This window comes from Phytohabitans kaempferiae (genome assembly GCF_042433955.1).
GTDB classification, from domain to species: domain Bacteria; phylum Actinomycetota; class Actinomycetes; order Mycobacteriales; family Micromonosporaceae; genus Phytohabitans; species Phytohabitans kaempferiae.
In genome coordinates this window covers 1-24,893 of sequence record NZ_JBHLUH010000081.1, presented here as the reverse complement: position 1 = coordinate 24,893, position 24,893 = coordinate 1, and the positions used below count along the sequence as shown (strand labels likewise).

Sequence of the window (24,893 nt, the reverse complement as noted above, 5' to 3'; positions counted from 1 at the left end):
CCGGCCGCCGCGCCGTGCGCACCACAACAAGGTACTTCGACGGGCCAGGCGGCGACCTGATGGCGCCGCCTTCTTCGACGCGCACCTGGGGCGCAGCGGTCGTCTCCCGCGCACTGTCCAAGAAAGACACAGCATTGTGGACGAACATCAAGCCCCTCGGCCTGTACCTGATGGTGAGCGCCGCGGTGCTGTGCGGCGGCACGCTGGCCTCTCACGAACAGCCGCACTGGCCCTGTAACGGCACTGCGATGCCGCACGAGGGGCAGATCTCGGAACGTGGCTGCACCACCGGCTCCGCTCGCCCGCGCCGTCGGCCAGCCTTGCGCGGCTGAACCGCCCGCTTCGGCTGCGTCCGCCGCTTGGCGCTTGCCCCGGGTTCGAGGCTCTTTAGCACGGCAGCGACGTCGGCCTGGCCGTACATCGAGGTACCGGTCCGTGGCCTGGCCCTCTCCTGATGCCGCGCGCGACTAACGCATCGGCGATGGATCCCTGGATTCCGCGTTGCGGGGGGCGCTGAAGAATCGCCCGTGAGCTACACCACCTCGGCTTACTGGCGGGTAAGGCAGTCCGCCGCCGCAGCAACGCAGGTGTGGGTCGGGCTGATCAGCGGCGCTGTTTGCGCTGGTCGGATGGGTGGTGCCCCCGGCGGGTCCCGTACAACATGGGAACGCGGCATGACCAGCAGCGATCCGACGTTCGTCGTGCTGGACGGCACGTGGCCGCTGCCGCCGCGGGGAGCCTGAGCCCGTCTTCTCGGCCCAACTAGAGGAGGCGCCTCCAAGCCTACTCAGGCGCCTATCCGGCTTAGGGTGAGCGACGGGCCGGCGCGCGGCCGGGGCCTCCTTTCGGATGCGGCTTGGCCCTGGCTCTATGGGATTAGTAGGCGTGTTCCCTGGGCAAGACCGGTACGCCATTTGGACGACCGTGGCCGGCCCGGAAGTGCTCGTTCGGGTGGCCGTGTCGACCCGTTCGGGAAGGCGCCGGTGGAACGAGCGATGATCTTGGAGGTCCCGCCAGGATCGAGCCGGTACTCAGAGCGAACTGCATGCATGAGTTGGATGCCAGCCGACCGCTCGACCAGGTCGTCGCCGACTTGATCGCGATCGCGTCGTATCCGATGAGGACGTCCTAGCGAACACTCCAGCCGGAGTTCGTCATGCAGGTGCTGGTCGATCAGCGAGTTGGCCGCGGCGTCGATAGTGGCTGGTTTGGCGCGGGCCTTTGGTATAGGCAGCGCCAGCGGGACCAGCCAGCCAGTGGGTGATGGTGTGCGGTGTGGCGGCGAAGCGTTTGGCGAACAGGCGGCGGATCTCGTTGACGGTCAATGGGATCAGCTTCTGGTCGCTGGGACGGGTCCGGGTGCGTCCACGGGCGGCGATCATGGCCAGGATGGCGTGGGCGAGCATGACCAGGGTGGTGTGTCGGTCCAGGAGTCCCTGCGGCGGACGGGGTGCTCATCCAACCCTGGTGGCGTCTTGCTAGTCTGGAACGCTTTCGATGCGCCACCGGGTAGTGGCCACGCGCACCTGGGTGGGCAAGCGCGACCGGGTGTGTGTGACCAGCGTGTCACCTTCGCGTATGCACATGCCGACCCCGCACACCCTCCATCGGCACAGTCCCCGGACCCCTTGTAGGCCCATCCAAAGATTCCACGATGAAGGCAACCGGCGGGTCCGGCCCGCCGCCGACGCACCGCCAGCCGCCGACCGCCTGATCGCTCCCGCTCGATCGCGCCCGAGGGCGGTGCGGCGGGGCTGGCGGTGCCGCGATCGGATATCTGACGACGGGCGTCGTGGTAGAGAGGTTGTCTGTCGCATGAGGATGGTGCGAGGCGACAACGGGAAACGTGGTGAGGTTCGTGGAGCGGAGAAGCAAGCTGTTCGGCGTGGAACTGCGTCGCCGGAGGGTCGAGGCAGGATACTCCCTCGACGCCTTCGCGAAGCTCGTGCACTACAGCAAGAGCCACCTGAGCAAGGTCGAGAACGGCGTGAAGGGGGCAAGTCCAGACCTCGCCCGTCTCTGCGACGCGGCTCTCGGGTGCGACGGCGCGCTGGCCTCGCTCGTGGCCGATGGCGAGGACGAGGCCTCCGGCCCGTCCCGTGATGAGGCGAGCGAGGTGCTGGTGTACGACCTGGGCCGGTACGACGACAACAAGGCACGGTTCCTCATGGCCAGCCGGCGCGAACTGTTCGCCACCGGCCTGTTGAGCGCGGCCGGCCTGGCCGGCGCGGCCGAGCGGCCGTTCCAGCCGGCGGGCGAGGGTCACGCCGCCCCGGGCCGCTCGGTGCTGGAGACGTTCCGGTCGTGGTACGCGCAAGCCCGGGCGCTCGGGCAGGTCATGGACGCGCGGATGCTGATGCCCACCCTGGTTTCGCACGCGCACACCCTCAGCCTGTTCGCCGGCGAATGCCGAGGTGCCGACCGCCGGCGCGCCCTGTCGCTGGTCGCTGATTACGCCGAGTACACCGGGTGGATGGCGCAGGAGTGCGGCGACGACGACGGTGCGCGCTGGTGGACCAGGCAGGCAGTGCGCTACGCGGCGGCGGCCGGCGACGAGGGCGACATGGCCGCGTACGCGCTGGTCCGCTACGCGCTGATCGCGATGTACCAGGGGAAAGCGGACGAGACCATCAGCGCGGCCCAGCGTGCGCGGCGGGCCCGGTGCCGCCCGCGCATCCGTGGCCTGGCCGAGCAGCGTGAGGCGCAGGGCCACGCGCTTGCCAACCGTCGAGACGACTGCTTCCGTGCGCTCGACGTGGCTCGCGAGCTGCTCGCGGCTGACCCGCCGGGCGAGCGGGAGGCCGTCATCGGCAGCGCCAACGTCACTGACCACGCGCAGGCGGCGGCCGGCTGGTCGCTGTACGAACTCGGCGACGCGGCTGGGGCGGCGGAGGTGCTGCGCGACACGGTGAGCCGGATCCCGGCGCACGCTACCCGGGCCCGCGCCCGCTTCGCGGCCCGCCAAGCCTTGGCACTCGCCACATGCGGGCGCATGCAGGAGGCCGGCGAGCTGACGGATCAGGTGCTGGACGCGCAGGCGGTGGTCCGGTCCGCGACGGTCGCGGCCGACCTGCGCCGGCTGGCGGCGGTGCTGCGACGCCGCCCCGGCGATCCGGTCGCGGCCAGGCTGTCGTTGCGCCTCCACGAGAGCCGGTGGGGAGCGGTGCGCCCGAGGTCCGGTGCTCAGCAGGGCTGATTCCTGGCGCGCTGCGGACGGTAGACCCGGTAGTCGTCGCCGTGCCGGGTCAGGGCGTAGGTGACGTCCCAGCGGGTGCAGGTCTCGTCCGGCCGGTTCTTGGGCCCGTACCCACGGCTCTGGTTGCTGACGAATCTAACCCGGGCGATGACCGGGTCGACGGTGGAGTCCACCGACACCACGTGGATGTCTTCGTCTCGCGTCGTGGACATCGCCTTGATGAACGACGCGCGGTGCCGCTCGTCGCCGGGGTCGATCACCCCCTCTGGGGCGTAGAGCGAAAGCACGGCCGCCCAATCCTTGTCGTTGATCGCTCGGAAGTACCTGTCGAAGAACCCCGCCACGGCGATGAGATTAGGATCGTCGTTGGCTGTGTGTACGCCGACGATGCCGACGCCATCCGGCCGCTCAGGGGTTGGCCCAGCGGGGGCGCCGGACCCGGTGTCGCCTTGGTACCCGGGCGTGCCTTCGCCCGTTGTGAACTGGTCCGTTCTACCGGTGGGGCCGGCCTCGCTCTCCCCGCCGCCGTTGGCAGCGACGCACAGGAGGAGCACCAGCACTGCGGTGACCGCCATCACCAGGGCGAATGTCTTGGCTCCCGTCCATCCGGTGCCAGCGGGACGCGGCGGCGCAGGCCGCGGTCCGAACGGCGGCATCGGCGGCGTAGTGGTAGGAGGGGCGGATACCGGTAGCGCTGGCGGGGCGGGAAGGGCATCGCTTGCCAGCGGCAGGGCGGCGTCCAGCGCGGTGAGCCACTCATTCCAGTCTGGCCGTACAGGTGGCGCGGCGAGGCTGCGCGCGGCCAGGTCGGCAAGTGGGACGAGCGCGGGAATGGCGCGCAGCGGCCCGGGATCGCCCGCGGCCTGGTCGGCCAACAGCAGCCGTACTGCGAGCAGGCCGAACTTGTAGCGGTCGCTGGCCGGCGTGGCTAGTTCCTCGCCCGCCGGCAGCCGCCAGTCAGGCGTCTCGAACTGGGGAAGCACTGACTCGCCGGCGACCCGCATAGCGTCGCAATCGAGCAGGAAGCAGCGGGGTGGCCGCAGCGCGACGAGGATGTTCTTGGGGGACAGGTCACCGACGATGATCCGCTCCCGATGCAGTACGGCGAGCATCCCCGCCAGCTCGCGCAGCAGTCCCAGCCGCATGCGCTCGGTGACCTGGAGGTCGATGCTCCACATGTACTCGGGCGGGTTGAGCAGGAACTCCATCGCAAGCAGGTGAGGCCGGCGCCCATCCGGCAGCCTCAGCTCAGCGAGGTACTCCGCCGGCGCCGGCCGCATCAGGAACCCGCACACGGCGTCACCGCGATGCACCGTGGCGACCGGCCAAGCGGCGCGCTCGTCCAGGAGGGTGCGCAGCTCGTCGCCGGCCCGCGCGGGCAGGCCCACCAGCCGGCCCAGTAGTGCGACGTCCGCCTCCTCGAGCGTCGCCCGTGGGTACTCCTTGAAGGCCAGCTGCCCCGGGAAGAGCTCCGGCGCCTCGACCAGCGTGACCGTGCCCTGCCCGCCCACGCCCAGCTCGCGGACGGTGGTTAGGCGTGGCGCGCTGACTGGTGCGCCGATGGATACGCTCATTCGCTGTCCAATGTGTACGGGCCGGCGTGTGTGTACGGGCCGGCGTGGCCGGTCAGGGGCGGGGCCAGATCGCGACCAGCGTGCGGTCGTCGTCGAACGTGTCGCGGGAGAAGTCGACCGCGTGGGCGAGGCCCAGCAGCGGCGGCGGCCGCTGGAGCACCTGGGCGAAAAGCGCGCCGATCAGCCCAGTGCCGTCGCCGAGCGGGTCGCCGATGCCGTCTGTGCCGACCAGCAATACAGACCCGGGCGCCACCGGCGCCTCGACTCGTTCTATCCGGGCCGGGATCCGCGGCAGAGCGGCGACTGCGGAGCTAACCGTCGCCCGGCCGGCGCCCTTGGGGTCAAAGAGGCACACGTACCGGGAGCCGTGCAGCAGCCAGGCCCCGGAGTCGCCGGCCCGGACCATGGTGGCGACGAGGCCGGACCGGGTGGGGCGGACGACTCCGGTGACGATCGTGGTGCCGAGCCGGCGTTCCACGTCGGTGGGCGTCTCGCCTGGGCGCAGGCCGTGGAGGGGGTGGTGCAGCAGCGCGTCGGCGGCGGCCCTCAGCACCTCGCCCCAGTCGACCCGGCCGCCGCCCCCATCCAGCAGGTGCGCGAGCGTTTCGAGGGCGGCCTGTCCGGCGATGCGGGCACCGAAGTGCGCCAGGGGCGCGCTGGACACCCCGTCCATCACCGCGAAGAGCACCGCCCCGGACGGTGGGTGCGGCACGACGCCTGCGTCGTCCTGCCGGTACTGCCCGGCGTGCCGGTGGCTGTTGCCACGTACCGAGGCCATGCGCACCACGAGGTCGGGCGTGGTCCAGCCGTCGCAGATCGTGTCTGGCTGCCGCCCGGGGGCGGGGCGCGGGTCGTACGGGTAGGTGGGTTCGTCGACCACGATCGGTGCCCAGTGGTCAGGTCCTGGCGGATTGTGGATCAAACTCATGCTCAGACCACGTCGATCGCCATGTGGAAGCCCTCGGGCCGGTCGACGTACAGCTCGGCCCTGCCGTCCGCCATCGACCTGCTCGACTTGACGATGCTGCGGGTCAGCGCCGCGCAGAACCTCGCGATCGGTTGCCCAACGTCGGCACCCGCGATGGACACGAACGCGTACTCGGGCCTTGTCGCCACCCGCAGGATGGTTGGCGGCTTCGCTTCGCCGATGCCGCACGCGATGATGTTCGGCGCGCCGATGGTTTGCGCGCGATCGACGAGCCGGTCGTGGATCGGAAACCAGCGGTTGCCGTCGCTGGGCTGCCCGTCGCTGAGGAAGAAGACGGCCGGGCGGTGCACCTCGTACCCCTGCCCCTTGAGGTGCTGGATGTCGGCGGGGATCTGCTCCTGGAGCGCATGGAAGGCCGCGCCGTAGCTGGTCGCGGCGCGGCACCCGAGGGTGGGGAGCTCGGCGGCGTGGCGCAGGTCGGCGAGGTGCATCCGCAGCACCGCGGTGTCGGAGAAGCCAATGAGGGTGAAGCGCACCTTTGCCGCGGCCATCGGCTCGGCGAGCAGGGCGGCGTGCAGGGCCTTGAGTCCGGTGTTCAGCTCGCCGATCAGGTCCCGCATCGATCCCGACTCGTCGGCGAGCACGTAGATGGGTAGCAGTTGCCCGCGTACGTCCGGCATGGTGGGTCACTCCCCCCGGGTCGGTGTGGCGGCCGGCTCGGCGGCGGGGCGGAAGCCGTCCGGGCTGGTGACGAGGGGGTTCTGGTCGCCGTCGAGGACGGCGCGGCCGTACTCGGCGACGCGGCGCCGCGCGAACGCCCAGAACCGGTCGACCGCGCCGACGAGGTCGCCGGTCTGGTCGACGAACGCCAGCTCGGGCTGGGTGGCGATGCCGAGCACGGTCGCCGGTGGCGCGGAGCCGACCCCGCAAGCGGTCACCTCGGGGGCGTACCGCTGGCTGGCACGGTCGACGAGCGCGTTATGACTGCTCATCCACTGCGGATCGTCGGCGGGTTGGCCTCCGCAGAGCAGCAGTACCTGGGGGCGGCGCAGGGACGAGGTCTCCCGCTTGAGGGCGGTGGCGTCGCGGGATACGCACTCCCGCAGCAGCTCGAACGCCGCGCTCAGCCGGGCCGGGCCGGGCCCGACGGTGAAGGCCGGCAGCTGAGCGCGACTGCGCGCTGCATGCGGAGCCATCCGTACTGCGGCATCGTCGGCGTAGCTCACGACGGCGAGCCGGACCACCTCCGCGATCTCCGGGTCTCCGGTAACCGCGCCGTACAGCGACTGCAGGCCGGCGTTGAGCGCCTCGATGCTGGCGGCCATCGCCGAGGACTCGTCAACGACCAGGTATACCGGGATGAGGCCGGGCAGGTCGGCCGGGCCGGGTGCGGCGCCGGGATGGTGCGGGTCGGGGAGCGGGTCGTCCCAGCCGTTGCCGGACGAGGTCGCCGCGATCGGTGGTGGCTGCGCCACGCCGCTCAGCACTCCCTCGCGGACCTGTCCCATCTCCGGCGGCTGCACCAGGTTCTTGTCGGCGAGGTACCGGAACCGCTCCCAGTTGCGCTTCTCGGCCTCCTCGCGGTACGCCGCTTGGCGCGCCTCGATGTCGACCGCCATCTCGATTACCCGTGCGGTGTCACCGGGATTGCTCTCGATGTGGAGCGCGAGCAGGTCCTGCATGCTGAACGGGCGGCCGGCCAGCGCATCCCGCTCGCGTGCGCGCTGCTCCAGGGAGCCGCCCTGGCGGATCAGGTCGAGGCTGTTCTGCCGCTGGGCGTCGTCGGCGTCGCGGTCGTGCTCGGCGACCTTCGCCTGGTTGTCCCACTTGGCGTCCTGTTCGCGCCGCAGGTACTCGACCGCCGCCGGGTCGGCCTGGAGTCGGGTCCGGCAGAGGTACAGCTCAAGGTAGCCCTCGATCGTCACGCCGTGTCGAAAGCGGGCGTTGACCGCGTCCTCGGCCTCCTTGGCCGCCTCGATCGGGAACGCGGCCGTGATGTCGCGCAAGGCGGCCATGAGGTAGTCGGTGACGACCTTGAGCCCGTCGTCGACGTTCCGGCGCACCACCTGCATCGGATCCGTCACCCGGAAACCGATGTTCACGAAGGTCTGGAAGTAGTAGACGCCACCCTGTGCCGGGGGCGGGGATGTGCGCAGCTCGACGGTGTGCTGGTGGTCGCCGATGTCGACCTCGTACCGCTTGCGGAAGCGGCCGGTCACCTGGTCGGCGAGGCCTACCGGCCGCCCGTCGTCCAGCAGCTCGAGCCGGCCGTCCGCCGTGGCGTAGACGACGGCGATGTTGGGGTCACGGGTGCGCTGGTTCCGGTCGAGCCGGGTCACCGGCCCGGACCTGAGGATCAGCGGAACTGTCACGGGCTGGCTCACCTCTCGAGGGGTTCTGGGTTGAGCACGCCGCCCACCGCCCGCCCGACGTTCGGCATCGGGATCAGCTCCTCGTCGCCGTTCCACTTGCGGGCCAGGCGTTGGATCGCGGCTCCGGCCATGGGGTCGATCTGGTTGACCGCCCGGACCATCCGGATGAGGGCATCCAGGATGTCCGGGTTGGACTCCGCGTACGCCGCCCAGTAGCGCAGCACTATGTGGGCCACGTTGATCCAGCTGCCGCCGGCGAGCGCGCGGGCCCAGAAAAGAAACAGCGGTCGCCGCAGGTGCGCGTGGCGCTGGGCGAGGTGCAGGAGTGTGGGGTGGCGAACGATGGTGCCGTCGGGATGGTGCACGTCGGTGAGCAGGTCGCCGGCGACCAGCAGGAACGTTAGCTGCGCGGTGACCGCTCGCCTCGGGTCGGCCAGGCACCGCTCGACCACCCCGTAAAAAAGCGGGACGAGCCCTTCGGGGTCCTTGACCAGCAGCGAGCTGAAGCCACGACAGATACCCAGCCGGACGGCGAAGTCGTCCACCTTGGTGAGCCGCTCCAGCGCGCGGACCGACCGGGTGGTGTCGGTCTCGCCGAGCCGGGTGCCGAGCGCGATCGCCGCCGTCGACTGCATGTTGACGTTGCCGCTCCGGTACCAGCCGTCGACGAGCCAGACGGCCGCCGGCCGCAGCGCCGGCACGCCGGACGCCACCCGGAGCGCGTCGGCCACCGCCTCCCGGTCGTGCAGCTCGTCGCTGTCCGCCCACGGCTGCAGGACGCTACGGCGCACGTACTCGAAGGCGACGCATGCGATCGCGCCGACCGTCGTGCCGGCGTAGACACGTACCTGATCGGACCGGGAGGTGACCAGGTCGCGGAGCCAGTCGAGGAGGTGATCCTGGATCCGGTGGCTCCGCCACGCCCGCTCGATCACCCGCTTGGCGTACTCCGGGTCGAGGTAGGAGATCGTGGTCGCCGGCGCGCGCCCGTAGTCGGTGACCACGGTGGTCTCGGTCGTTCGCGCCTGCAGCGCACGCAGCAGCCGGGCCGGGGCGTTGTGGAACGGGTCAGTGCCGGTGACCCGGAGCGTCGAATCGTCGTCCAGCGTCACCGGCCCGCCGTCGCAGAGCCGGTCGTAAAGCAGGCGGGCTGCCCGGGCCACCTCCTCGTAGGGCAGCCCGTGTAGCGCCGCTAGGGCGATCGCGAAGCAGCGAAGCTCCAGGTCGGCGAGACCGTCGAACCACATCTCGAACTCGTCGGTGTGCCGGCGCCGCAGTTGGGCGCGGATCCGGGCGGCGTCCACGCGGTCGCCCTCGCGGCTGAGCAGTGTCGCCAGGTGCGCGGTGACCTCGCAGGTGATGCCGTCTCGCTCGAGCGTCTCGGCCACCAGCGCCTCCACCTCCTCGGGCTCGAGGATCTCCGCGGCGCGGTCCTCGTCGTCCTCCAGCCGGTAGGTCAGGTGCCGGAGCAGGATCTCCCGCCGGGCGGGTGCCTCGGGCAGCTGCAGCTGGTAGCGGAGCAGACCGTCGTCGCGGAGTTGGGCCTCGGGACCGATCGTGACGACCAGGCGGGCGTCGGCGGCGGTCAGCGCTGCCTCGATGCTCTGGAACGTGTACGCGTCGAGGCGGGTGATGTCCTCCGGCTGGCACAGCAGGAATGCCGTCCCGCGCGCGAACGGCTGGCCGGCGAGGCGCTCCGCCATGCGGGCGAGATCGACGCGAGGGTCCAGCTCGTAGATGACGGCAGCCTCGACGGTCTGCAGCAGCCGGATCGCCATCGTCTTCCGCCCGTGACCGGGTGCGCCGCAGAGCAGCACCGTACGGCGGTCGCGGAAGTCCACGCGGAGGTCGTCCCACCCGTTGGGGGCGACGAACGTGAAGCGGACGAAGCCTTCTTGCGACGGCGACAGCGGCCGCAGTGGTGCGCTCTTCTGCCCGTCGAAGAGGTTGTAGACGGTCTTGTCGCCGGCGACCGCGTCGCCGGCGAAGCGCCTGTCGGCCCCGAGCTCGTGCATGTGGCGGTTGGAGCCCCGGCCCGGCTGTTCGGCATCGATGTGCGCGGCTTCGGCGCCGCCGACCTTTCCCGGGCCGTGCCCGCCTGAGTCGCCGGCTGGTGCACTGGCCTGGCCCGGTTCGGTGGCAGGAGCGTCGGTGGCGGGCGGGGCGGCTGCGCCACCGGCCTCGGGAGCCGCCTGGGCGGAGGGGGCGGACACCGGTCCGCCTGCGGGAGCCGCCTGCGCGGGTCCGGCCGGGGCGCTGGGTGCGGCGGGGGCGGTCATCGGCGTTCCGCCTCGCCGTTGACGTACTTGTCGCGGTTCACCCAGTCGCCGTGGACGTGCAGGTCACGGCCGACCTGTGGGCCGTTGACCGGTCCGTAGTTGACGAAGCTGACCCCACTACCCGGAGTTGGTGCCGGGATACCGCCCTGCGGTGCGGTGCGTATCCCCGGCGGGGACGGGTAACCGGGCACGTGCACCCACGAGCGGTGCTCACCGTCCGGCCCCGGCACGGGCAGGTAGGTGGCGGGGTCCGCGGCCTCAGGGTGCGCCCGCACCACCCCGTCGTAGAACTCGTCCGATACGACCAGGACCAGGCCGGCCCGCGTGGCCCGGCGGCGCACGGCGGCGACCTCCGGCTGGCCCAGCAGCAGGGCGAGCTGGTCGCGGAGGTCGGCGTGGCCGGGGCCGACGGTTCCGTGCCCCACTGCGGCCGTTACCCGCAGCGGACCGCCGTCCGGCGCGCGCCCTGCGGTGAGCGCCGCCTCCAGCGACATCAGGAACCCGGAGATCACGCGGATCGGGGCTACCGCCATAGGGACGAACATGGTGAGCCCGAATGGTCGCTCGGCCGTCTCCACCCCGGGGATGTTGGCGTCGTCGGCGGCGAGGTCGATCGCGTCGCGCAAGGCCGACACATGCGCCGCCGCGGCGGCCGGGTCGAGGGAGTCGGGGCGGAGCACGGCCACGGTGCCGCGCCGTGGTGCCTCCGCGCCCGGGTCGGTCGGGCGGGGTCTGGGCGGTAAGGTGGCCGCCTCGGCGTCGAGAATGGCGGCGAGGTCGTCGATCAGCAGCGGAATCTCGCGCTGCATGCCCCGGCTGCTGAGCCGGCGGTACTGCCGGTGGGCTAGCTCGGCGATATCGTCGGGAAGCTGGTCGGCGCGGAGCTGGGGCGTATCGCCGACGAGGACCGGCACCACCCGCAGGCCGATCTTCAGCGCCCAACCGATCTCGCGGCGGACGAAGTCGTCGGGGTCGTCGATGCGGCGCCGGCCCTGTTCGTCCCGGGCAAGCCAGCTCGGTCCGGCGACCACGAGAAACACTGTGCTCTTCGCGAGGTGGCCCCACAGCTCCGGCCGAAAGTCGCGACCCAGCCCGATGGAACGGTTGTCCCGAAAGACCCTCTCCGGGCCGAACCGCTCGCACAGCTTCTCGTCGAGGAGAATCGCGACGCCCGTCTCGTCGTCGGTCCGGTAACTGACAAAGATGTCCGACACCTGGAAGTCCTCACATTGATTGCACTCGGCTCGATCGTTGTGATGAGCGCGCCCTTTGGCGCGCTTTAACGCGCGACTTCACCGGCCGTAGCCGCCGGAGCGATGCCCATCGTCTCAAAGTCAAGAAAGCGGAACAAGTGGGTATCGGTGCCGGCGCGATGGACAACGGGAAACCGCGCGTGCAGGACGGCGGGAAATGCCGATCATTGATGCGCCTCGTGCCTATTCTCTCACCGTGCGTGCCCATTCGTGGTCGGCGGATCGGATGACCCGCTCCACTCCGCCGATCATGGGACGAAGCCTCCGCCGTTGATCAATGGCAGCCGCCAGGTGGACGACGGTCGCGGTCACCTCCACGGGCCGAGCTGTTCTGTCGGAGCGATCACCGGCGAGCAACATTGGCTGGTCACACGCCGGGCGGCGGCAGCACCGGCGTCTGCGTCACGTCCTGGTCACGCAGCTTGCGGTAGACCACCTCGGAGGTGAAGCCACCGATGAAGCCGATCGCGAGGACGAAGAAGATCAGCCGCCGTGCGCCGTCCCCCGTGAGGAGGTTTGGATTCGTGGCCATCTGCGCCGCGACAAAAAGCAGGAACGCGATACTGCCGGCCGCCGAACCGAGCGCCGCAGCGCGCAGCCACTCAGCGCCGCCGTCGTAGGCGTTACGGATCACCGCGCCCCAGATAGACGCCACGAGCGCGGCTGTGACCAGCACCGTCAGGCCGGTCCACATGCCTATGGGCAGGGCGAAGGCCAACGGGATGGTCGCCAGGGCCAGCAGAAGCAGCACCAAGGCGGCGACCAGCGCCGCCACCGTGCGCCGCCGGGCAGACGCCTCGCCCCGGCGGCTGAGTGCCTCAGCGGCCACCCGCCGCTGGTGCTGAGCGAGGAGCACGGCGACCACACCGGCGGCGCTGTCGGCTGCCCAGGGCTGTGCCAGCGCCGCGATATCGTCCTCAGCTGCGTACGTGCCGCTGCCCTCCAACCGGCGCCAGATCCGAAGCGCGGCACCGCCGAAGACGGCCACCGGCGCGATGGCGACGCGCCGGGACAGGGCGATGAGCCCGGCCGCGAACGTGGCCCGGCCGCCGCCGACCAGCAGCACGCCGTCGACAGTGAGCAGCGACCGATAGAACGCCACCTCCCAGTCGCCGGCCGGCTCAGGGCGGACCGCGAACGCCTCAGGGTGCCGGTTCATCTCCTCGAACGCGGTATCGGCGCCGAACCGCGCGCGTACCTCCACCGAGCCGGGGCGCGCCTGGCCAGATTCGACGAAACCGCGCACCACGGCGCGCTCTACATATTGGGGGCGGCTCGAAAAGACAACAATCCGACAGTTCTTCGCCGCCAATTCCCGCCCCATCGCGGCGGCTGCCTCGTCCACCTGAACGGCGTCTTCCGCAGGCGGGTCGTACACCCGCCCGGGTTCCATACTTCCGATTACGGCGATAAGCGGTCGCATAATACTCCCCGGCGCTGGGTGAGGGCGGCTACCAATATAGTCACCCCCCTCACCCCGGCCGCGCTTACGCATGCGCGCGGAAGTCCATGCCTCCGATCATTCCCGGCACGCGGCGGAGCACGCGTAGCAGGTACTCCTTGCGGTCCAGCGGGCTGTTGTTGTCCCAGGGGTGGCCGGGCAGCACCGGGCCGCGTACCGGCAAGTAATGCTCGCTCTCCAGCACCCCGCGGGGCCGGGCAGGCGGCGTTGCAGCTCATGCACCCGTGCCGCAGGCCGAGGTGGTCAGCCAGACGTTCACGAATCGAACCTCGATGGTTGGGCTGCGCCGCATCGGCACGGGCCTCGCCGACGTGCTCATCGCGAGACGTCGTGTGAGCCTCTCGCTGTCGGACCTGGAGAGATACCAGCACTTGTACTGCACGGCTGCTACTCAGACGGTGGTGGTCAGGCGGTTCGAACGCGGTCCGCACCTGTCAGTACCTGACAACAGCTAACAGTGCAGGCCAGAGGAGCATCCGTCGGCTCGTCGGTAGCCGCCTGTTAGTCGGCTTGGGGCGTCCGAGCATTGCCTGTGTCGTCCGCCGCGTTCCGCCTGACACCTCGCGTACCGGGGTTCGAACCTGCGCGCAGACCGGTCCGCTGACCAGACATTATGCGTTGTCAGTCGCGTAGGCAAGCGCAAGGGAACGCGCTGACCAGCGGAAATGCGGTTGTCAGATGTGCCCCCGGCGGGGTCCGATCCTTATGGGCACGGGCCGTGGCCAGGTCGGTGACGATCCCGCCGGTCGTGGCGGCGGCCAGCGCGTCGGCGGTGTCGTCGGTGAGGACGAGCCGGAAGCGGGCCTGGTCGGGGCGGTCGTAGTGGATCTGGAGTTGGAAGGCGTCGTAGAGCTTGCGCTGGATCGCCTCGGGCGCCTGGGTGATGGCGATGTCGTCGAGGATGGGCAGACCGTCGAGCAGGTCAATCTCCTGGGCGGGTTCTGGCTTCGCCGTGGTCTCCAGGTCGTGGAGCTGGGCGGTCTTGTCGGCGCGCTCGGCTTCGAGGACGTCGAAGCGCTGGCGTAGCCGGTCGCGGAAGGCCCGGTCGTCCGCGGTCTCCAACTCGGTGATGAGCCGGTCCTGGCGTGCGGTCAGGTCATCGATCTGCGCTCGGAGGAGCGCCTTGCGCCGGCTGCCGGTGTCGGGCTTCTTCCTCGCGAGCCCGTCGCGGATAAAGGCGCGGCGGTCTGCCCCGAAGACGCGGGTGGCGATCACGTGGTCGAGGGCTTCGGTGAGGGCGTCCTCGCGTACGTAGATGGCCTTGGGGTGGTCGGCGGGGTAGAGGCTGAGCCGGTCGGCGTTGTTGTTGGCCGGGTAGCAGTTGTAGTAGGCGCGGCCGTGCCGGGTCTTGCCGAACATGCGCTGGTCGCAGACTCCACATCGGACATACGAGCGAAGCAGGTAGCCGCGCTTGGTCTGCCGGTGGGCGGTGTTCGGTCCGGCTGCGGCGCGGGAGTTGCGCTTGGTCTGCGAGACCAGGGCCGCTTGTTCGAACGTTTCGCGGCTGACGAGCGCCTCGTGGGTGGGCTCGGCGGACCAGACCCACGCCGAGGGCGGGTTTGACCCTGCCGCCTTGCTTGGTGGCGCGGCGGTTCCAGACCATGAAGCCGGTGTACTTGGGGTTGTGCAGGATCTCCCGTACGGCGGAGCCGGACCAGGTGCCTCGCCGTCGCTTGGCACTCGTCGGCTCCGGCACTGGGTATTGGCCGGGGTCGGCGTTGAGGCGGGCGGCGATGGCGTCGTAGCCGAGCCGCTCCACGACTCGGAGCCGGAAGATGTAGCCGACGACGGGCGCGCGTTGCGGGTCGGGGATGAGGCGGGTCTTGGTCTGCCCTTCGGCGGCCTTGGCCGGGACCGGGTGCTGGATCTTGTCGGCGGCGTAGCCGTATGGCGGCTTGCCGATGTTCCAGCCCTGGCCGGTGTGGACCTTGAAGCCGTCCCAGGCGCGTTCGAGCATGTCGGTGACGTACCACTCGGCCACGCCCTGCTTGACCCGGCGGGTCAGCAGCCCGGTCGACCGCTTGCCGCGCGGGTCGATGGGCTCGTCGGCGGCGTAGAGGCGGACGCCCGCCTGTTCCAGGTCGTGCTCGATGCGGGTGCCGATGTAGGTGCGGCGGGCGAGCCGGTCGATGGACTCGCAGATGACGGCGTCGAAGCGGCGGCGTGGGTGTTCGGCCTCGGCGAGGAGGTCTTGCAGGCCGCCGTCGCGGGGGAGCGGGACGTCAATGTGCTCGTGGGCGCGTCCGCGGCCTCGGCGTTCCAGGGCGGTGCGGCCGGACTCGATGTCCCAGAAGTAGGCAGAGATCTCCCAGCCCTCGGGGAGCGCGCCTTCGCAGTTGGCGAGCTGGCGGGGCAGGGAGAGGGTCGGGTCTTGCTGGTCGTCGGTGGAGACTCGGGCCAGGAACGCTACGGCGACCCTGGGCCGGGTCGGGTCCTGGCGGTGGACGTTGGCTGCTGGGTGCCTGGCCTTGCCAGGTTCTGGCGGGTGCATAAACGCTCCTTGGTCAAGGTGGTATCGCTGGGTGTGGTGTGCGGGTATGGAGGCCGGGCGGCCTAGCGTCGAGCTGGCATGCCGGCTCGGCGGTGATCACGCCGCCCAGTCCTCGTCGTGCGGCCTTTCCGTGCGTTGTTGGCTTCGCGCCCATGACAGAACCTCCTTGATCGCTTCGAGTTGGACCTCGGCCAGATGTGCCGCGTCCGGGCCTCGGACGCGGACGATCTCGACCGAGCTGGTCAGCCGGCGGGATCGCGACCGGGGTGAGCGGTGAGCCACGGTCTTCCCAACCGGCAGCTCCTGCTCATCCTCGGCTGCCGCGATACGCCTCCATGCGACTCGACGGATCTCTCGGTCGCGGCGGTACAGCCCAGATGTTCGGGCTGGTCACGGTCGGTGCCTGTCGCAACCGATCGACCCCCGCCACTCGATGAACGCTCCATCCGGGCCGTTTGTCAAGGCGCGTGGAGCCTCTTCAGGTATCACCGGAGGAAGCCGGGTGCGCTGAGGGTAATCGGGCTGGCAAGCTTACGAGGGCCGCCACGGGCGGTGATCACGATCGGCGACGCTGGTTGTCTGCGTGGACGAGCCGGCACCGCGCCGTCGGTGCTACAGCGCACTGGGCAGGAGACTGGGATGCCATCGATTGCGCTACAACACGGCGAGTTCGTGTTCTGTGGGGGCATGGAGTGCAGTTGATCAATCAACCCGCCACGGGCGGTGACGTTGCCGCTGGCCTGGTCTTCGGTTGGTAAGGTCTATTACCAGGCTCGGTTGAAAGTGGATCGAGAACGGGAAGCGCTCTTTAATCCGGAACCTCATGCCTGAGTGACAGCGGCGATGATGATAAGGAGTCTCGATGTCATCTGACGATTCCAAGTTCCAATGGGACCTCTTCATCTCGTATGCGAGTGAGGATCGAAATGGACTGGTGAAGCCCTTGGTCGACACTCTTTCGGAGTTCGGCCTACGTGTATGGTGGGATCAGTTTGAATTAAAGGCGGGCGATAGTCTCACTAGAACTATCGACAAGGGCCTCGCTAGATCTCGGTTTGGCGTGGTCATAATATCTCAAGCTTTCCTGCAAAAGCGATGGACCGAGTATGAATTACGAGGCCTTACCGCACGAGAGTTGGCTGGTCCGAAGGTCGTCTTGCCGGCGTGGTTTGGTGTCGAAGTCGACGATATTCTGGCCTACAGTCCGCCGCTTGCCGACAAGAAGGCTATAGCTATTTCTTCGCCCCCCGTTGCCACGCACATACTTGAGGCGTGTGTTGAGATTCTGGAAGTCGTGAACCCGGAGTTGCTCACTCGTCTCCATCGACGGGCGGCATATGAGCTAGCTCGACGACGGGCCACCAAGAAAACGGTTCAAATCACCGAGCTCATGGCTGCGCCGCATCGCCATGATACCCTTCCGAGAGATCTCGTCGGACGAATTCGCCTGATACGAGCTGCCCTCCTCGCGGTGCACCCCTTGACGATGGATCAATGGCTGGATGGATTCAAGCGAGATGCCCATCCCACCAGAGAGGTCGAGCTTTGGGAGCGTATATCGTCTGCTTGTCTTGAGATAGCCCAGTATTTGCCTTTAACTAATGAGGAATTGCAATCTGTTTTTCGCTTGTACTTGCTGCTTTCGACGGACATGGAACAAGATCCTGAATTGCCGGAGTCGCTTGAGGAGCATCGTGATCTTCTGAGGGCCACCTTCGACTCAAATTTCCCTGTGCTCGAAATACCGCCGCCGGACGAGGACGAATTCGGCGATGTGGCGTCTGAGGATTTGGGGAATGTTCATATCGAGAACTTCGATGACCGCATATCGCCTGAGTTGGCGACGCGCCTTGTCGAACGCCTGTCCAACATGCAGGCTAGCGAAGCTCCGCGCGTCGACTAATACGCGCTACCGTGCAACCACAGCCCGAATCTCGTTTCCGCAGGTCGTCTGGAGGCGTGCTTCTAAGCCTTGTCGCGAGGCTTCGGTACATCCACCAAGGAGCGATGGTGGCCTGAGGACCTTGCTACCGGGGCGACCCGAAAGCGGGGTTCGGGGCGGCCAGCATGAACCTGGCGTTCGGGCGCCCGCAGCCCAGGACGCCGTGATCGTGGCGAGGAGGGGTCCGACAGCCGACGGTGAGGTCGCGAGTCTTCCGCAGCTCCTGGTGGCATGATGAGCGAGTGATCGTGACCTTCGGTCGAACCTGGAGTGATCCAGCGTCGTCATGGTGGGCGAAAGCCAACCGTGCGGGCGAGCACGTAGAGTCCCTACGCGCTCTTGTCGCCGATTCCGCGCCACTAAGCCATACTCCCTTACGCCGGAGCCGACGGACGTGCCCGAACGTTTGGCGTATCGCCTCAAGTTTCAGCGGCCTATCCCGATCTCGATGAACACAACGGTCGGCGACATCCTCAGCAACCTGAGCCGCCCTGGAGAGCTTGGCATTCGAGGTGGCCAAGCGTACCCAGGCCGGAAGTCTCACGCGTGACCAGGAGCAAGCCTCCACCTTTCCGATCAAAGCCACGCCGAGCGACTTCAACGCGTTCTTCAAGGGCAAGCGATCTGCGCTGTACGACCATCGCGCCCGGCAAGCCGTCCGTCAGGTTCAACCGTTCTTCGACGACGAGATGGCCACTCGGTCCTGGGTTGTCCTTAACGGCTCCTACGAGGACCGCGCTCAATGGCACGACCTATTTAGGCTCGACGGCTTGTGGAATATCGACAAGCATCGCAGGCTCGCGATCATGGGGTGGTGGCCAGAGCTGATCTATTGGGGTAGCAACGGCCCGTCCAAGCGTCGCCTGCTGCCTGGCGACGGCACCGTTGCCGACGGCTCAGTCCTGTTTCGTATAAATGGCCGCGACGACGGTATGGGCGACGAGGTGAGCCATGAGTTCGATCTCACTCTGACGGACGATCCAGGTTTCAGGCCACGCGAGGGAGCTACTGATGACGTGGTTGATCTCATGACCAGATGGCACCAGCAGGTCGTGACCGTGGTCTTCCCTCAGGTGTTCACGATCATGTCGCAGTCAGCTCCGCAGCCGTAGTAGTAGTCGCTCAGAGCCTCGAGAACTGCTATGTGGGGTTTAAAGTGGCCAGTTCTCCCGCAATCAGGTCCCTGGCGGTCCGACCGTGGACTGCTGCTTGCGATAGGTCACGGAAAGCCTTCGCGTAGAGGGCGATCTCCCGCGGCTGCGTGACCGCTATCTCGGCGGAGATGGCTTCGACGTGGACGAGACGCTCGTCGAACAGGATGAACTGGTTGGTCGGCACCTGGTAGGTGTGCCGGGCCGGCAGGATTCCTAGGCTCACACGGGGCATGGAGAGGATCGTGATCAGCCGGTCGAGTTGGCCGATCATGACGTTGGTGTCGCCGACGATCGTGTGCAGAGCTTGCTCCGCGAGGATGAAGTGAAAGCGGTGGTCGCCGCGGTAGAGGATCTGCTGCCGCTCCATTCGGGCGGCGACGCCGGCCTCCAAGTCGTCGGGGATGCCGTAGAAGTCGATCACGCGAGAAAGGACGGCAGCGGCGTACTCGGCGGTGTGGAGGATTCCGGGTACGAGAACCGGCTCGTACCAGCGGAACAGCTTGGTCTCAGCCTCAAGGGCGATCGAGGCCTCCTGGCGCCGGCGAGTGCCCGTGTTGAGCATGCGGCGCCACTCGACGTACATCGCTTCGATATTGCGGACCGTGGCCAGCAGGTCGGGGACCTGGTCTGGGGCTTCGCAGTGGCGGGCCCAGACGCGGATGTCGTCCTCCGAGGGCGCCTGCTTCCCGTACTCGATCTTTGAGACCTTGGAGCTGTGCCAACCGGCAAGCAGTGCGAGCTGCATGCCGGTTAGCCCAGCGTCCTTGCGGAGGTCCCGGAGCCGGCTGCCCAGGGCCTCTCTGGCCTGATGGATCGAGCTGGACAAGGATCGCGCTCAGCTCGCGACGTACGTGTCGTGCGGGATGGCGCGCGCCCACACCTTGTCGCGGACCTCGCGGCATCTGTCGACGATGTGTCGGTCGGTGGTTTCGGCCCCGCCGGCGAAGCGGCCGTCCTCCTCGAAGACGGTGAAGACCACTCGTTCGTCATCGAAGAGCCAGAAGTCGTCGGGTGGTAGTTCGACGTCTGTGGTGAGGCTGCGAGGCAGCCAGCGGATGTCTTCGCCGGCCGCGATGTTGAGCGGTGCCACGGTGAGGCCCCAGCGGGTGTAGTCGACGTGTGGCACGGTGACCACCCTGACGCGTGAGACGCTGCGGCCGGCTTGGGTGACGTCCTCGATGAGGTCGAGCCAGGGCCGGTGCCAGGCGAAGTCGTCCGGTTGGCCGTCGAGAAACAGCTTGAAAGGGCCGCTCTCCTCCGGGGTGTGGTACGTGTCCTCGACCTCTAGGTGGAACGCGGTGTGCCGGAAGCCGCGGAAGAGGTTGTCGAACGCCTCACCCGTGGGGAAGAGCTTCATGACGGTCACCTTCTCGTTCCTTGCCGACCTCCACGCAGGACTCGTGGCCGGGGATGTCCATCTGGGACAGCGCCTCGGGGTCGGTTACGGCTGCCCCGGACAGTATGTAGCTGTCACGGCCGGTGTCGTGCAGGGGCACGCCCAGTCGTGTGCCGTGCTCCAGGTGCCGGAGCAGGCCGGCTGGGATCTCGATGCTGGTGGCGTCGTCGGGGACCTTCCAGCCTTGGACGACGTAGGTGTCTCGATCGGTGGCGAACAGGGTTGGTGAGCCACCACCCTGCGTTTGCTTGCCGAGGAACCTGAGTTGCATGGTCGGGCCTCCCCTTGGTCTGTTGCTCGCATTTGCTTTGGTGGTTGCGATGGTGCGGTAGGAATCCGCTACCAGTCAAGCCATCCAGGGCTGAGCAAACTGGAGCAAACATCTTGGCCGGGCGTTCCCAACGGTCCTAGCGTCGTGGCCAAGCGAACGGACGTGGGTCACCGAGGCGCCCGGGAACCGCGTCGACTTGCCTCATCCCTTGCACGTTAGGAGATTCAGCATGCCAACCGAGAGAAAGCAGTTCCTGCCCACCATGCGCGCCCAGTTTCTCGGCGAGCGCATGCGCAAGCTGCGCGAGGAGCGCGGCCTGACGCTCAAGTACATCGCAGAGTACGTGGGCGTCGAGTTCAGCACCCTCGCCAGATACGAACGGGCCGAGTGGCCGTTTCGCCGCGACCACGTGAGCGCCCTCCTCGACGTCTACGGCATCTATGACGAGTCCGAACGCGACGAGCTGGTCAACCTGGCACGCAACGCCTGGCGGCTGGGCCAGTGGGAGCTGGACGGGGTCAAGGACTCCACCACCGTTGGCTTCAACGACCGGCCAGTCATCGACCACTGGTGGCTACAGTCCCGCGCCGCCGAACTGTGCGCCTACGCCACCAGCCTGATCCCTGACCTGCTGCGCAGCCGGGACTACGCCGAGGGGTCATCCGGCACATGGAGGGTGAACAGACGCCGATGCTGCGCATCGACAACCTGCTACGCGAACACGCGACACGGCAGCTCGTGCTCAACGACAAGCCCCCGATCCGCTACACCGCGATCCTCGAAGAGTCCGTACTTTCGCGGCCAATCGGCGGCCCGATGGTGCTACAGGCCCAGCTCGAACAGCTCACCCGCCTCGTTGCCTTGCCCCACCTCACCGTACTGGTCCTGCCCAGCCAGAGCGGGCCACACCAGGGCATGGACGGGCCGTTCACGGTCTGCCGGATGCAGCGCCCCAACCCGCCGGTCGCCTTGCTCGACCAGCTCGCTGGCCGCGCGGTTGTCGAAGCGAGCGCGGCCGAACGGTACGACACCGCCTTCGACAACCTCAAGAGCCTCGCCCTCGACCCTGCCCAGTCCCTCGAACTGATCACCAAGACCGCCGAACACATCGCCTGACCGAAGAAGGGATTCGCTTCGTGAGCCTCGACATCCCTGGCGCGTCCGTCACGCCGCTACCCAGCACGGACGCGTCCAAGGTGGCCATTGCGGCCGTCGCCCAACGCGTGGCGGCGTGGGCGGACAAGCACAACACCACCGTCACCCCCGAGCAGTGCGAAGAGCTGGCAGAGATCTTGATCGACTTCACGTACGCCTTCATCACCGGTTACCGCGCGGCCAACCGGTAGGTGACGACCAAGCAGGAACCACCCGCCGCCGTCCGTGTTCGGCGCCGCGAAGGCACCTCGGGGACGGCGGCGGGTCACGAGCTATAGATCAGGCACTGCGGGTGAAGGTCACAAGCTTGCGTGCGAGGTCGACCGATTCCACGCGCCACGACGCAGTCAGCCAGGCGTGAGCCTGGACGCGGGTCTCGTTTACGGTGTTGCCCCACCAGGTGCGGAGGTAGTGGGCACTCGGCGGCAGCGGCGATGATCTCCTCAAGACGCTGGAAGGACATACGGATCATGTCCTTGTCGTCCGACTGCCGTTGAAGGAATGCGGTAAGGGGACCGTACTTCGCCATGGCAGAGTCGCTCCTGGCCTCGCCGTCGTGGTTCGCATCGGATGCGTAGGCATTCACGACGACGGCAGTCCGAGCATAGGAGAGCAGCGCATCAGTCGAGAAAACTCCGGATCGAAGCCACGCGCTGAGACACGGGAACCACCCTGTCTCGGTCAGGCCAGTCGAGCAGGGCGCCATCGCAATAGCGGCACCAGGCGACGTATGGCACGTCGGGCTCGTCCTGCGGATACATGAGTTCGCAGGTCTCGCAGACGAGCAGGTGATCGTCGTCGTAGGCGGCAGCAAGCTGCTCGCGCGTGATGCGTCGACGGTCTCGCCGGCTGAAGCCGCTCCACTTGCGATCGACGACGGCGGTCCGGCGGATCAGGTACTCGCCGAAGAGTTCACGTTGCAGCTCCTCGCGCCTGCGAGCCGGTGGCAGATTCAGCAGGGCGATCTCCTCCTTCGAGGCGAGCTTTCCGCCGGCCAGGGTGGTCGCGAGTCGGTACACCCGCGGATCGCCCTCGGCCAGGTGTTCCTCGGCGGCCAGCAGCCGGCGAGCCTGGTCCCGCAGCACCCCGGTGTGCAAGGACTCCAATGTGGAGACCAGCGGACGAGCCCGTTCCCGCGCCGTGAAGCGGTCGACACGACGCCGCTGCTCGGCCCAGTCGACTGCCCGCAAGGCCAGGTCCGGGTCGCTGTCGAGGAATTCTGACGGTTCGGTGCCAATCAGCGTCTTGAGGGCTTCCGCAGCAAGACCACTGCCGAGCCAGTCGGCCAGCGCGGTGAAGGACTGCACGTCCCGCAGCGCCTCAATGTCAGCCCGGCGGCGGACCACTGTCTCCTGATGCCGATGCCACCTCTCCGAGGCGTCCAAGGCGTCAACGCGCTCGGCGAAAATCTCGGCCAGTGTCAGCTCCGCGGCTGCCGCCTCGGGCAGCATCCAGCACGGCTCGATCACAGCACGAGCCGGCTGGCGGACGAGGCCGCAGGCGGCCACCACAAGCCCGGCCGCCGGATCGTCGGGCGCGAAGGGTTCGCCGATGACCTGCGTCGCAGTGCGGGCGAACGTCGCCGCCCGTGTCGCCGTCGTGGTGAGCAGCAGCAAGGGAGGGCAATGCGGATATACGCCTTCCCAGGCACGGTCTTCGACGTACGCAAGGTATCGGGCGAGCTTCTGCTTCAGCAGGGTCTGGGTCATCGTGGCCAGGTCCACCTCGATGAAGGCGACTACGTTGGCCGCGTCGTGCAGCGTGACGCGCGCGACGGCATCGGGGGTGAGGCGAAAGCGGCTCGATGACCATAGGCCGGCCCGTTCCCACTCCTGCCACCCCGCGCGGTCGGTGAGCCAGCCCGTCACCTCGACCTGCTCCTTCATTGCCAACCAGACCTCGGTGATAGCCGCGGCGTGCGCGACGAACATCCCCGAGGGACGCCCATCGGCAGCCGCCGTACCGGATACGAGCCGAGCACCGGCCGGGCGCAACCACCAGTGCCGAGGCGCCGAGCCGGCCTCCCGTCCCGGGCGGACACACTCGACCAGGCGAGCGTCGTGAAGCTGGTCCAGCCGGTACCGAACGGTCCGCTCTGGCGTCCCGGTCGCGCGGGCGAGCTGGTCGGTGGTCATCACCCGGTGCTGGTGGAGCAGGACGAGCAGCTCGTGCGACGGGCCGCCGGAGGCCCGCAGCCGGGTGAGGTACGAGCGGTCAGGCATGGCGCCACCGCCAACCCGCCGCAGGCCCATAAGGGGTACTTCTGGTGACACAACAAGTGTCAGTCGCCGGTCCGCCCGCAGGCCGGACAACGGCGCCAACCAGCGCTGACAGGCGCCCCGACCTTGCCGTTCGGGTCCCAGAGCAAACGGCAAGGAGCGGGAAACGCGGCTGACAGATCAGTCATGGTCACCACCCCCATCCACCACGCGCATCAGATGACCGAGCCGGTCGTTGCGGACGCGGTGACCGGCAGCCCGCAGACCGGCCGCCAGGTTGCGACGGTTGACCGTGGTCCCGGATGCGACCAACTGGTCCCGGACCACGCGGGCGGCTTCCTCCAGCGACTCCGGCACGGTCCCGCCGGTGAGGATGGTCCGGGATCAGCGGGACCAGGGGACCGGGCATCCAGCAGCCCGGACAGCAACTTGATCGATACCAGCAACGCCACCGCCGGCCAGCCCGCCACCAACCGCCCGACCGGATCGGACGCCCCAACGGCGACGTTCGCGGCCACGCTGGCGGCTGTACCGGCCGCCAGCGCCGCCCACGGCAACCAGCCGGCCCGCCCGCGTCCCGGCCCGCCGATGCGCAACAACACCAGCGAAGCAACGATCTCCATCCCGTCGACCGAGATCGGGAACGCGTGCGCCCGCCAGCCGGTCTCGCCGTGAAGGCGAGCCAGCTCGGCCATGTGTGAGTACGAGATCGCGCCGGCAACGCCGGCGAGCACTACGCCGTGGCCCCGGCCGCGATGGCGATTGCTCGATCGGCGGCGCTCATCGCGCACGCTCGCTACACTCGTTGCCGCAGCCCTTGTCGGCGTCCACTCGTAGCCGTCGGGCCGTACCGCTACGCCAGGTGCCCGGTGTCGTTGAAGCTGACCAGGTTCGGTGGTCGATCGAAGTCCCACTGCACGATGGTGATCGCGCAGTTGCCCTGGTTGAGCCCGATCCAACGCCAGAGCGAGGCATCAAGCACGTGGCGGACGAACCAGCCAATCACGAAGTTGTGCGTGATCAACAGCTCGTGCCGGTCGCTATCGCCGGTGACACCGAGGTGCTCGACGGCGGCTCGCAGGGCCACGGCGTCCTCGTCGCGCTCATCGTCGGGCACGCCGTCGAGCCAGGCAAGCCATCGGCTCGGGTACCGGTCGCGTTGTCCGCTGGAGGGCACCGGCGTGCGGTCCGCCAGGAAGTC

At 68.5% G+C, this 24,893-nt stretch carries 23 protein-coding genes and 3 pseudogenes; 7 read left to right on the top strand and 19 right to left on the bottom strand.

What is annotated here, in order from left to right:
- Positions 1 to 14: 14 nt before the first annotated feature.
- Positions 15 to 332 (top strand): hypothetical protein, encoded by a 318-nt coding sequence (locus tag ACFFIA_RS37575; RefSeq protein WP_377260807.1) that lies wholly within the window; start codon positions 15 to 17, stop codon positions 330 to 332.
- A gap of 822 nt (positions 333 to 1,154) precedes the next feature.
- On the opposite strand, the gene ACFFIA_RS37570 is transcribed toward ACFFIA_RS37575, so the two are convergent.
- Positions 1,155 to 1,406, bottom strand: coding sequence for a hypothetical protein (locus ACFFIA_RS37570; RefSeq protein WP_377260805.1), 252 nt, complete (start codon positions 1,404 to 1,406; stop codon positions 1,155 to 1,157).
- A 452-nt stretch (positions 1,407 to 1,858) separates the two neighbouring features.
- Between ACFFIA_RS37570 and ACFFIA_RS37565 the strand changes: the two genes are divergently transcribed.
- Positions 1,859 to 3,196: a helix-turn-helix domain-containing protein gene (locus ACFFIA_RS37565; RefSeq protein ID WP_377260803.1), complete on the top strand. Its 1,338-nt coding sequence runs from the start codon at positions 1,859 to 1,861 to the stop codon at positions 3,194 to 3,196.
- Here the strand turns inward: ACFFIA_RS37565 and ACFFIA_RS37560 are convergent.
- The 10 genes and pseudogenes from ACFFIA_RS37560 to ACFFIA_RS37515 form a co-directional block, all read right to left on the bottom strand.
- Positions 3,184 to 4,770: a hypothetical protein gene (locus tag ACFFIA_RS37560; RefSeq protein ID WP_377260800.1), complete on the bottom strand. Its 1,587-nt coding sequence runs from the start codon at positions 4,768 to 4,770 to the stop codon at positions 3,184 to 3,186. The two genes, ACFFIA_RS37565 and ACFFIA_RS37560, sit on opposite strands and share 13 nt — an antisense overlap.
- A 52-nt stretch (positions 4,771 to 4,822) precedes the next feature.
- Positions 4,823 to 5,698, bottom strand: coding sequence for a protein phosphatase 2C domain-containing protein (locus ACFFIA_RS37555; protein ID WP_377260797.1), 876 nt, complete (start codon positions 5,696 to 5,698; stop codon positions 4,823 to 4,825).
- Between the two features lie 2 nt (positions 5,699 to 5,700).
- Positions 5,701 to 6,378 (bottom strand): vWA domain-containing protein, encoded by a 678-nt coding sequence (locus tag ACFFIA_RS37550; RefSeq protein WP_377260795.1) that lies wholly within the window; start codon positions 6,376 to 6,378, stop codon positions 5,701 to 5,703.
- Between the two features lie 6 nt (positions 6,379 to 6,384).
- Complete coding sequence (locus ACFFIA_RS37545; RefSeq protein ID WP_377260792.1) at positions 6,385 to 8,070, bottom strand: hypothetical protein; 1,686 nt, start codon at positions 8,068 to 8,070, stop codon at positions 6,385 to 6,387.
- Positions 8,071 to 8,078: 8 nt separating this feature from the next.
- Positions 8,079 to 10,283, bottom strand: a complete 2,205-nt coding sequence (locus ACFFIA_RS37540; protein WP_377260790.1) for a hypothetical protein — start codon at positions 10,281 to 10,283, stop codon at positions 8,079 to 8,081.
- A 62-nt stretch (positions 10,284 to 10,345) separates the two neighbouring features.
- Complete coding sequence (locus ACFFIA_RS37535) at positions 10,346 to 11,563, bottom strand: toll/interleukin-1 receptor domain-containing protein (protein ID WP_377260788.1); 1,218 nt, start codon at positions 11,561 to 11,563, stop codon at positions 10,346 to 10,348.
- 406 nt (positions 11,564 to 11,969) lie between these two features.
- Positions 11,970 to 13,097, bottom strand: coding sequence for a hypothetical protein (locus ACFFIA_RS37530; RefSeq protein ID WP_377260785.1), 1,128 nt, complete (start codon positions 13,095 to 13,097; stop codon positions 11,970 to 11,972).
- Positions 13,090 to 13,227, bottom strand: coding sequence for a hypothetical protein (locus ACFFIA_RS37525; RefSeq protein WP_377260782.1), 138 nt, complete (start codon positions 13,225 to 13,227; stop codon positions 13,090 to 13,092). Before ACFFIA_RS37525 ends, ACFFIA_RS37530 begins: the two co-directional genes overlap by 8 nt.
- Positions 13,228 to 13,685: 458 nt before the next feature.
- Positions 13,686 to 14,744 carry a recombinase zinc ribbon domain-containing protein gene (locus tag ACFFIA_RS37520; RefSeq protein WP_377260779.1) on the bottom strand — a complete coding sequence of 353 codons (1,059 nt, stop codon included), beginning with the start codon at positions 14,742 to 14,744 and terminating at the stop codon, positions 13,686 to 13,688.
- Positions 14,695 to 15,555 (bottom strand): annotated as a pseudogene (locus ACFFIA_RS37515) (recombinase family protein); the annotation flags it as partial. The pseudogene ACFFIA_RS37515 and the gene ACFFIA_RS37520, both read right to left, overlap by 50 nt.
- An 862-nt stretch (positions 15,556 to 16,417) precedes the next feature.
- Here ACFFIA_RS37515 and ACFFIA_RS37510 point away from each other — a divergent pair.
- A complete protein-coding gene (locus ACFFIA_RS37510) occupies positions 16,418 to 17,458 on the top strand; it encodes a toll/interleukin-1 receptor domain-containing protein (protein ID WP_377260776.1) in 1,041 nt (346 codons plus the stop codon).
- Positions 17,459 to 17,997: 539 nt separating this feature from the next.
- On the top strand, positions 17,998 to 18,609 hold the full coding sequence (locus ACFFIA_RS37505; protein WP_377260774.1) for a hypothetical protein: 612 nt from the start codon (positions 17,998 to 18,000) through the stop codon (positions 18,607 to 18,609).
- A gap of 28 nt (positions 18,610 to 18,637) precedes the next feature.
- Here ACFFIA_RS37505 and ACFFIA_RS37500 read toward each other — a convergent pair whose 3' ends face one another.
- The 3 genes from ACFFIA_RS37500 to ACFFIA_RS37490 are packed head-to-tail and all read right to left on the bottom strand — an operon-like array spanning position 18,638 to position 20,318.
- A complete protein-coding gene (locus tag ACFFIA_RS37500; RefSeq protein WP_377260771.1) occupies positions 18,638 to 19,477 on the bottom strand; it encodes a helix-turn-helix domain-containing protein in 840 nt (279 codons plus the stop codon).
- A 9-nt stretch (positions 19,478 to 19,486) separates the two neighbouring features.
- Positions 19,487 to 20,008 (bottom strand): DUF6879 family protein, encoded by a 522-nt coding sequence (locus ACFFIA_RS37495; protein WP_377260769.1) that lies wholly within the window; start codon positions 20,006 to 20,008, stop codon positions 19,487 to 19,489.
- A complete protein-coding gene (locus ACFFIA_RS37490) occupies positions 19,986 to 20,318 on the bottom strand; it encodes a hypothetical protein (RefSeq protein ID WP_377260766.1) in 333 nt (110 codons plus the stop codon). Before ACFFIA_RS37490 ends, ACFFIA_RS37495 begins: the two co-directional genes overlap by 23 nt.
- Before the next feature lie 229 nt (positions 20,319 to 20,547).
- On the opposite strand from ACFFIA_RS37490, the pseudogene ACFFIA_RS37485 reads away from it, so the two are divergent.
- From ACFFIA_RS37485 to ACFFIA_RS37475, 3 genes and pseudogenes are all read left to right on the top strand, one after another.
- Positions 20,548 to 20,772: pseudogene (locus tag ACFFIA_RS37485) on the top strand (helix-turn-helix domain-containing protein); the annotation flags it as partial.
- A 206-nt stretch (positions 20,773 to 20,978) separates the two neighbouring features.
- Positions 20,979 to 21,434, top strand: a complete 456-nt coding sequence (locus ACFFIA_RS37480) for a DUF5753 domain-containing protein (RefSeq protein ID WP_377260892.1) — start codon at positions 20,979 to 20,981, stop codon at positions 21,432 to 21,434.
- A gap of 20 nt (positions 21,435 to 21,454) precedes the next feature.
- Positions 21,455 to 21,664 (top strand): hypothetical protein, encoded by a 210-nt coding sequence (locus tag ACFFIA_RS37475; RefSeq protein ID WP_377260763.1) that lies wholly within the window; start codon positions 21,455 to 21,457, stop codon positions 21,662 to 21,664.
- An 88-nt stretch (positions 21,665 to 21,752) separates the two neighbouring features.
- On the opposite strand, the gene ACFFIA_RS42555 is transcribed toward ACFFIA_RS37475, so the two are convergent.
- From ACFFIA_RS42555 to ACFFIA_RS37455, 5 genes and pseudogenes are all read right to left on the bottom strand, one after another.
- A complete protein-coding gene (locus ACFFIA_RS42555; RefSeq protein WP_446686994.1) occupies positions 21,753 to 21,920 on the bottom strand; it encodes a DUF7662 domain-containing protein in 168 nt (55 codons plus the stop codon).
- A 173-nt stretch (positions 21,921 to 22,093) separates the two neighbouring features.
- Positions 22,094 to 23,695, bottom strand: a complete 1,602-nt coding sequence (locus ACFFIA_RS37470; RefSeq protein WP_377260761.1) for a replication-relaxation family protein — start codon at positions 23,693 to 23,695, stop codon at positions 22,094 to 22,096.
- A gap of 177 nt (positions 23,696 to 23,872) precedes the next feature.
- Complete coding sequence (locus ACFFIA_RS37465) at positions 23,873 to 24,049, bottom strand: hypothetical protein (protein ID WP_377260896.1); 177 nt, start codon at positions 24,047 to 24,049, stop codon at positions 23,873 to 23,875.
- A 104-nt stretch (positions 24,050 to 24,153) separates the two neighbouring features.
- A pseudogene (locus ACFFIA_RS37460) lies at positions 24,154 to 24,387 on the bottom strand (DUF2637 domain-containing protein); the annotation flags it as partial.
- A gap of 158 nt (positions 24,388 to 24,545) precedes the next feature.
- Positions 24,546 to 24,893, bottom strand: a 348-nt coding sequence (locus ACFFIA_RS37455) for a histidine phosphatase family protein (RefSeq protein WP_377260758.1), incomplete at its 5' end; no start/stop codon positions are given.